Annotated in this window: 7 protein-coding genes; 6 read left to right on the forward strand and 1 reads right to left on the reverse strand. The window is 55.3% G+C overall.

Translation table 11 applies throughout. From position 1 onward, the window contains the following. Positions 1-52: 52 nt before the first annotated feature. Entirely contained in the window at positions 53-349 is a 297-nt protein-coding gene (locus tag ACWYRJ_RS20205) for a YicS family protein (RefSeq protein ID WP_115876738.1), read from the forward strand. Between the two features lie 48 nt (positions 350-397). Here the strand turns inward: ACWYRJ_RS20205 and ACWYRJ_RS20210 are convergent, their stop codons facing one another. Next, the gene (locus ACWYRJ_RS20210) at positions 398-1,348 is read right to left on the reverse strand and encodes a LacI family DNA-binding transcriptional regulator (protein WP_111964266.1); all 951 of its coding nucleotides are present in this window, start codon (positions 1,346-1,348) and stop codon (positions 398-400) included. Positions 1,349-1,641: 293 nt separating this feature from the next. Here ACWYRJ_RS20210 and ACWYRJ_RS20215 point away from each other — a divergent pair, with 293 nt between their 5' ends. The 5 genes from ACWYRJ_RS20215 to ACWYRJ_RS20235 all read left to right on the forward strand — a co-directional run bounded on the left by ACWYRJ_RS20215 (position 1,642) and on the right by ACWYRJ_RS20235 (position 6,513). After that, entirely contained in the window at positions 1,642-1,956 is a 315-nt protein-coding gene (locus ACWYRJ_RS20215; RefSeq protein WP_032644367.1) for a PTS sugar transporter subunit IIB, read from the forward strand. A gap of 11 nt (positions 1,957-1,967) precedes the next feature. Next, positions 1,968-3,293: a PTS sugar transporter subunit IIC gene (locus tag ACWYRJ_RS20220; RefSeq protein ID WP_023309840.1), complete on the forward strand. Its 1,326-nt coding sequence runs from the start codon at positions 1,968-1,970 to the stop codon at positions 3,291-3,293. A 17-nt stretch (positions 3,294-3,310) separates the two neighbouring features. Continuing rightward, positions 3,311-4,690, forward strand: coding sequence for a glycoside hydrolase family 1 protein (locus ACWYRJ_RS20225; RefSeq protein ID WP_143344462.1), 1,380 nt, complete (start codon positions 3,311-3,313; stop codon positions 4,688-4,690). Between the two features lie 2 nt (positions 4,691-4,692). Next, positions 4,693-4,995 carry a PTS lactose/cellobiose transporter subunit IIA gene (locus ACWYRJ_RS20230; protein WP_029741865.1) on the forward strand — a complete coding sequence of 101 codons (303 nt, stop codon included), beginning with the start codon at positions 4,693-4,695 and terminating at the stop codon, positions 4,993-4,995. 138 nt (positions 4,996-5,133) lie between these two features. After that, positions 5,134-6,513, forward strand: a complete 1,380-nt coding sequence (locus ACWYRJ_RS20235) for a carbohydrate porin (RefSeq protein ID WP_111964264.1) — start codon at positions 5,134-5,136, stop codon at positions 6,511-6,513. Positions 6,514-6,618: the final 105 nt, after the last annotated feature.

The raw sequence follows: 6,618 nt of genomic DNA on the forward strand, positions 1-6,618 counted from the left end.
AATGTAACGATATATTTCATGGGAAGCCTGTGACGTCAAAAGGGGGTTGTTGATGAAAGCTGCGCACCTGGTCTGCCTGCTGGTTTGTCTGCTCTTCGCCGCATTTGTCCATGCTCAGGAAAAGGAAGATCCCGCGAAAGAGGCGCAAATAAAGCAGCAGGTCCTTAAAGATATTAAGAAAACCTGTACGCCACAGAAAAAGCAGAGCGATAAAGCCTGGCAGGAGATGATTTTGTCGTCCGAGGCCAATCAGCTGCTAATCAAAAATGCCATTACCGCCGTGAAGCGCGACAACCTGGATGCCTACTGGGGGGCGATTGGTCAGGTGGATTGTATGGAAGATTATTGAATGCTGCTTGCCGGGTGGCGCTGCGCTTACCCGGCCTGGAAAATATGTTTAACGCTTACGCACATCCGGAATAATTAAATCTCCGCGCAGCACATACGAGCCCAGCATCTGCGTTTTCTCCGTCAGCCAGCTCACGATACGCGCCGCCATGGCATCCATTGAATATTCAATCGCCGGGATCACCGGAATACCCGGCAGGTGCAGCGATCCGGCAAGGCTAAAGACCATGATGTCATCCGGCACCGATTTATTAAACGCCTGCAGCTGCGGGATCACCCGCTGGGCTTCCTGCTCGTCCGCCACCAGCAGCGCGTTGAAGTTCAGCGTGCTGGCGTTATTAAGCAGCTCCTGCAGCGCAACGGACGAAGACGTCGCGTCCATAAAGACCAGGTTGCGATTAAAGGGCAGGAAATTTTTCTCCAGCGCGTGCTTGTAGCCGAGCAGCACCTGGTCGGCAAAACCGCTGCCGTGGGGGTGGATCAGCGCAATCTGGCGACGCCCCTGGCTGGTGAGATAGTTACAGGCAGTTTCTGCGGCAAAAGCGTGATCGAACTGGATGCTGTTGGAATTATCAGAATCCATGCAGTCCACCAGAATGACGTTGTCCATGTCGACGTCCAGCGGGAAACGGGCGCCGATCACCAGGATGTCATCACAAAGCCCGCAGGAAAGTTCTTCAAGGGCGTTCATCACTTCCGCTTTGCTGTGCGCGAAACGCAGCAGCAGGTGTTTTTGATGCTGGCTGAGCTGTTTTTCCAGCGCGTACAGATAACCGGTGGTCTGGTTAATATTCTCCTGCGCGCAAATGACCCCAATGCAGCCCGTCGACTGGCTCAGCAGCGACTGGGCAATCACGTTGGGACGATAGTTCAGCTCATCCACAGCTTTCAGAACGGCCTGACGGCTGGCTTCCTTAACGCCACGCGACCCACTCAACACTCGCGAAACCGTGGCTTTAGACACCCCGGCAAGACGTGATACATCATTGATTGTCGACATCTTTTTCCCCTGGCAGGCTTACCTCGCGCCTGCAAATTCCATCACCGCTTCGGCTCACATTATAGCCAGAACGGAGTATATCCGTTTCCGTTTTCCATGGAAACCGATTTTCCGTTTCCACTCAAAATGATGTCAAAACAGCCAAATTATGTGACACACATCCGGTTAATTAGCCTCATAAGTATTGGATCTTGATGGCTATCACAGTTCTGCTCTTTATAAATGGAAACCGGTTTCCGTATCATGTCCAATCATCCTCGCAATAACTTTTTACATTTAGAGGATGGTTGTCGATGTTCAAGATTATGCTGTGCTGCTCTGCCGGGATGTCCACCAGCCTGTTGGTCAGCAAAATGGTCGATGTCGCGAAAGAACGTGGTTTGCCGGTGAAGATTGATGCGTACGGTGTTTCCGAATTTGATACGCAGTTTCCGCAATACCAGGTTGTCCTTCTCGGACCGCAAGTGAAATACATGTTACAGACACTCTCAGACAAGGCGGCGACGCATGGCATTCCGGTGCAGCCCATCGATATGATGGACTACGGCATGCAGCGTGGCGATAAAGTACTGGACTATGCTCTGTCGCTCATCGAAGCGGCACACTAAAAGGTGTTCACATGAGTTCGTTATATCAATCCATGGTCGCGGTGATTGAGCAGTCAATTACCCCGCTGGCCGCAAAGCTCGGCCAGCAAAAGTATGTGATTGCCATCCGCGACGGCTTTACCGCCGCGCTGCCGTTCATGATCATCGGCTCGTTTATGCTGGTGTTCATCTTCCCGCCGTTCTCGGCGGATACCACCAACAGCTTCGCCCGCGGCTGGCTGGATTTCTCCCAGACCTACCGCGAGCAGCTGATGCTGCCGTTTAACCTCAGCATGGGCGTGATGACCTTCTTCATCTCGGTGGGGATTGGGGCGAGCCTGGGGCGTCAGTTTAACCTCGACCCGGTGATGTCCGGCCTGCTGGCCTTTATGGCCTTCCTGCTGGTCGCCGCGCCGTATGCCGACGGCAAAATCTCGACCCAGTATCTCTCCGGTCAGGGCATCTTCACCGCGCTGATCACCGCGATTTACGCCACCCGCGTTTACGCGTGGCTGAAGCAGAACAACGTGACCATTCGTCTGCCGAAGGAAGTCCCGACCGGCGTGGCGCGCTCGTTTGAGATCCTGATCCCGGTGATGGTGGTGATCGGTACGCTGCACCCGCTGAACCTGTTCATTGAAGCGCAGACCGGGATGATTATCCCGCAGGCGATTATGCACCTGCTGGAGCCGCTGGTGTCCGCCTCTGACTCCCTGCCCGCCATTCTGCTCTCCGTGCTGCTGTGCCAGATCTTCTGGTTCGCCGGTATCCACGGTTCGCTGATTGTCACCGGCATCATGAACCCGTTCTGGATGGCCAACCTCTCGGCAAACCAGGCGGCACTGGCAGCAGGCGCGGCGCTGCCGCACGTTTACCTGCAGGGCTTCTGGGATCACTACCTGCTGATTGGCGGCGTCGGTTCCACCCTGCCGCTGGCGTTCCTGCTGCTGCGCAGCCGCGTTACCCACCTGCGCACCATCGGCAAAATGGGCGTGGTGCCAAGCTTCTTTAACATCAACGAGCCAATTCTGTTCGGCGCGCCGATCATCATGAACCCGATGCTGTTTATCCCGTTCGTGTTCGTTCCGCTGGTCAACGCCTGTCTGGCGTACGCGGCAACCAAGCTCGGCTGGCTGGCACAGGTTGTGTCATTGACCCCATGGACTACCCCTGCACCGATCGGCGCCTCGTGGGCGGCGAACTGGGCGTTGAGCCCGGTGGTGATGTGCCTGGTCTGTATGGTGATGTCCGCGCTGATGTACCTGCCGTTCCTGCGCGCCTATGAGCGTACGCTCATCAAAAACGAAGAGCAGAAGGCCCAGGCAACCGTCGGTGCCGCCGAGACCGCCAGCAATTAAGTCAAAGAGGAAGAGTCATGAAATACGCATTTCCCGATAACTTCTGGTGGGGCAGCGCAAGCTCCGCTCTCCAGACGGAAGGGGCAAGAGAGGGGGAAACCACGTGGGATTACTGGTTTGCCCGCGAGCCGAACCGTTTTCACAACGGCGTGGGGCCACAGCAGACCTCCACGTTTTATCAGCACTGGAAAACGGACATTCAGCTGTTGAAACAGCTGAACCACAACAGCTTTCGCACCTCGATTAGCTGGGCGCGCCTGATCCCCGACGGTATCGGTGAAGTGAACCCGGACGCGGTCGATTTTTATAATCAGGTCATTGACGAGCTGAACGAACAGGGTATCACGCCGTTTATCACTCTGTTCCATTTCGACATGCCGATGGCGATGCAGGAAATAGGCGGCTGGGAAAACCGCGACGTGGTGGACGCGTACGCCCGTTATGCGCAGATTTGCTTCGAGCTGTTCGGCGATCGCGTGCTGCACTGGTTTACCTTCAACGAGCCGATCGTGCCGGTGGAAGGCGGTTATCTGTACGACTTCCACTACCCGAACGTAGTGGATTTTCGTCGGGCAGCCACCGTGGCGTATCACACGGTGCTGGCCCATGCGAAGGCGGTTCAGGCCTACCGCGCCGGGCACTACGCGGGGGAGATCGGCATCGTGTTGAACCTGACGCCGTCGTATCCGCGCTCGCAGAACCCGGCAGACGTGAAGGCGGCGCACGTTGCGGATCTGATGTTTAACCGCAGCTTCCTTGACCCGGTCCTGCGCGGCGAATACCCGGCGGATCTGGTGGCGCTGCTAAAATCCTACGATCAATTACCCGCCTGCAAGCCGGAAGACGGTTTCCTGATTGCGGAAGGGAAAATCGACCTGCTCGGCATTAACTACTATCAGCCGCGTCGCGTGAAGTGCCGCGACAGCGCGGTGAACCCGCAGGCGCCGTTTATGCCGGAATGGTTCTTTGATAGCTACGAGATGCCGGGCCGCAAGATGAACCCCTACCGCGGCTGGGAAATCTACGAGCCGGGTATCTACGATATTCTGATTAACCTCCGCGACAATTACGGCAACCCTCGCTGCTTTATTTCTGAAAACGGGATGGGCGTCGAAAACGAGCAGCGCTTTATTGAAAATGGTCAGATTAACGATCAATACCGCATCGAGTTTATTTCCGAACATTTAGCCTGGCTGCATAAAGGGATTAGCGAAGGGTGTAATTGTCTTGGCTACCATATGTGGACGTTTATAGATAACTGGTCGTGGTGCAATGCCTATAAAAATCGCTACGGATTTATCCAGCTCGATTTAGAGACGCAGAAACGCACCATTAAGAAAAGCGGGGAGTGGTTTGCCGCCACCGCGTTAAATAATAGTTTTGAAAAAGAGTCATGATTATGATCGCATTAGAAGAAGCCGTAATGGAAATTATCGTCAATGCCGGGCAGTCCCGCAGCCTGTGCTTTGAAGCCCTGCACGCCGCGCGTCAGGGAAACATTGACGAGGCCAAAAGCCTGCTGCGCGAAGCCGATGGCTACGCGCGCCAGGCGCACAAGATGCAGACCAAACTGATCGAGCAGGATGCGGGCGAAGGCCGTCAGCCGATGACGTTAATCATGGTTCACGCGCAGGATCACTTAATGAATTCCTTATTAGCACGTGAATTGTCCGAAGAAATTATTCATTTATATCAGAGATAGCCTATGTCGAAATAAATTAATGTAATACCTCTGTACCTAAAACTAGAAATCCACTTGTTCTGATGATAGCGACATATTCTGTCAGATCGGAGCGGGATGGTTATTGTCTGAATAAAATTAAACTATATTGAGATAACCATGAATACGATTAAAAAACTTCCATTAACCATGGCGGTTATCGCCGCGCTTTGCCCAATTTCCGTGCTCGCACAGGAATTCACGCAGGAACAAATCGACGCCATTGTGGCGAAAGCGGTGGATAAAGCCCTGGCTGAACGTCAGGCCAAAATGGATGCTGCCGTCGCGAAAAAAGCGGACGTGGTGACCGAGCCGCAAAGCGCAGCGCAATCTCCGGATATGGCGATTCCGTTTGGGGTTAAATTTACCGGCTACGCCCGATACGGCGCGCACTTCCAGGCCGCCGATCAGAAATACGTGGCGGTGGACGGTTCATACAACGGCGCGTCCGCCATTGGTCGTCTGGGCAACGAAGGCAACGGCGGGGAATTCCAGCTTTCCAAGGCCTTTAAAGGCGAAAACGGCGCCATCTGGGATATCAACGTGATGATCGACCACTGGGGCGACGAAGTTAACCTGAAAAAAGCCTACGCAGGGGTGACCAACATTATGGCCTCCAACCCGAACGCCTATTTCTGGGCCGGTCGTGACTTCCACCAGCGTCCGCAGCAGGGCATCAACGATTACTTCTGGATGAACCACGACGGCCAGGGCGCCGGGGTGAAGAACTTCGATATCGGCGGCGTGCAGTTTGACGTCGCCGCCGTGGCGGCGGTGGAATCCTGTAGCCCGGAAGTGATGGAAGATGAAGCCAACCCGTCGCGCATCACCTGTACCGGCGGGTCCGGCACGGGCGACAAAGGCAACTACGCCGCGACCTCAAAAATCCACGGCATGAAGCTCGGCCCGATCGACATGGAGCTTTACGCCAACTACGGCTTTGACTCCAAAGCGGTGGAGAGCGACGAACGTCTGAACGCGTGGCAGGGCGGCGTGGTGCTGAGCCACACCAACGACAGCGGCGTGAACAAGGTGATCGCCCGCTACTCCGATAATTCGGACAACAGCGTGTTCAATAAAACCGAAGACCTGACCACGGTCTACGCCAGTTTCGAAGGGCTGTACAAATTCACCCAGGCCACGCAGGTGGAGTACATCCTCGCCTTCCACGACTACGACAACAGCCGCGATAAGACCGATAACCGTAAGAACTACAACGCCATCGTGCGTCCGATGCACTGGTGGAACGACGTTCACTCCACCTGGCTGGAAGCAGGCTGGCAGCACGTTGACTACGACAACGGCGGCGACAACAAGGGCTGGAAGCTGACCCTGTCGCAGAACATGTCTATCGCCATGGGGCCAGAGTTCCGTCCGATGCTGCGCTTCTACGTGACCGGCGGCAAAGTGGATAACGCACGCACCGCGCGCGTGAACAACACCAAAGACGAAACGCTCGATGACTTCAACGTCGGCGCGATGTGGGAGGCGTGGTTCTAGTACAGCGCCGTTTGTTTCGCCCGGCGGCGCTGCGCTTGCACGGGCCTACAAGGTTTTGTAGGCCGGGTAAGCGTAGCGCCACCCGGAAAGATCCCATGTTATGCT

Source organism: Enterobacter sp., from assembly GCF_977039595.1.

Excerpts from the sequence above, each read along its gene's own strand:
- ACWYRJ_RS20205 (WP_115876738.1), top strand. The coding sequence starts at position 53 with ATGAAAGCTGCGCACCTGGTCTGCCTGCTGGTTTGTCTGCTCTTCGCC.
- ACWYRJ_RS20210 (WP_111964266.1), bottom strand. The coding sequence starts at position 1,348 with ATGTCGACAATCAATGATGTATCACGTCTTGCCGGGGTGTCTAAAGCC.
- ACWYRJ_RS20215 (WP_032644367.1), top strand. The coding sequence starts at position 1,642 with ATGTTCAAGATTATGCTGTGCTGCTCTGCCGGGATGTCCACCAGCCTG.
- ACWYRJ_RS20220 (WP_023309840.1), top strand. The coding sequence starts at position 1,968 with ATGAGTTCGTTATATCAATCCATGGTCGCGGTGATTGAGCAGTCAATT.
- ACWYRJ_RS20225 (WP_143344462.1), top strand. The coding sequence starts at position 3,311 with ATGAAATACGCATTTCCCGATAACTTCTGGTGGGGCAGCGCAAGCTCC.
- ACWYRJ_RS20230 (WP_029741865.1), top strand. The coding sequence starts at position 4,693 with ATGATCGCATTAGAAGAAGCCGTAATGGAAATTATCGTCAATGCCGGG.
- ACWYRJ_RS20235 (WP_111964264.1), top strand. The coding sequence starts at position 5,134 with ATGAATACGATTAAAAAACTTCCATTAACCATGGCGGTTATCGCCGCG.